This window comes from Streptomyces sp. NRRL S-378 (assembly GCF_000720645.1).
Taxonomy (GTDB): domain Bacteria; phylum Actinomycetota; class Actinomycetes; order Streptomycetales; family Streptomycetaceae; genus Streptomyces.
Genome location: NZ_JOBX01000205.1, coordinates 1 through 457, shown reverse-complemented (window position 1 = coordinate 457; position 457 = coordinate 1). Strand labels below are relative to the sequence as shown.

The following is a 457-nucleotide window of genomic DNA, read 5'->3' as shown; positions in this document are numbered from 1 at the left end:
AGGTCGCCGGTACGGAGGAGCTGCTGTCCCCGGACTACTGGGTCCGTCAGGCCCCGGCGGCGTCCTCACCGCCATGGGCCAGGAGTCCGCCGACGCCGCCACGGACCCGGTGTTCGTGCCGTTCCTGCGGACCGGCGCCCCCGAGGCGGGCACTGCCGTCACGGCCCTGGGCCGCCTCTTCGCCGCCGGTGTGCCCGCCGACCTCGCCGTGCTCGCCGCGGGCGGCCGCCGGGTGGAGCTGCCGACCTACGCCTTCCAGCGTGACTGGTACTGGCTGCGCCCGGCCGACGGCGGCCGGGGCGCCGCGGACCTGGGCCTGACCCCGACCTCGCACCCCGTTCTCGCCGCGTTCGTCGCCCTCCCCGAGACGGGTGGGGTGGTGGGTACGGGTGTGCTGTCGGTGCGTACCCAGCCCTGGCTCGCCGACCATGTCGTCTCGGGCACGGTCCTGGTGCCC

Annotated in this window: 1 protein-coding gene; it reads left to right on the top strand. The window is 76.4% G+C overall.

Annotated features, from left to right (window positions below):
* Positions 1-73 precede the first annotated feature (73 nt).
* A partial coding sequence (locus IH80_RS47285; protein ID WP_037882449.1) for a hypothetical protein occupies positions 74-457 on the top strand: 384 nt, incomplete at its 3' end.